Raw genomic sequence first — 223 nt, 5'->3', positions numbered from 1 at the left:
CACCGTGACTCTGTCCAACGGTCAGGTCATTACTGTTGACGCGGGCAAGACCCAGGGCAGCATTGATTTCCAAACCCCAGCGAACGACGTCTACAACAACGGCTCGACCGTTAGCGTCACCATCCAGAGCGCTACTGGCGGTAACTTCGAGCAGCTGACCCCGAACCCGACGCCAGCGGTCACCACGATCAATGATTCGATCGACACTACTACCGCGACCCTG

Annotated in this window: 1 protein-coding gene; it reads left to right on the top strand. The window is 58.3% G+C overall.

Going from position 1 to position 223, the window contains the following annotated elements; translation table 11 throughout:
• The coding region (locus IAE38_RS23745) for an immunoglobulin-like domain-containing protein (RefSeq protein WP_201219597.1) at nucleotides 1-223 on the top strand (223 nt) is incomplete at both ends.

Origin of the sequence: Pseudomonas sp. S32 (genome assembly GCF_016648095.1) — a bacterium.
Lineage (GTDB): Bacteria > Pseudomonadota > Gammaproteobacteria > Pseudomonadales > Pseudomonadaceae > Aquipseudomonas > Aquipseudomonas parafulva.
This window is presented reverse-complemented; position numbering and strand designations above follow the sequence as displayed.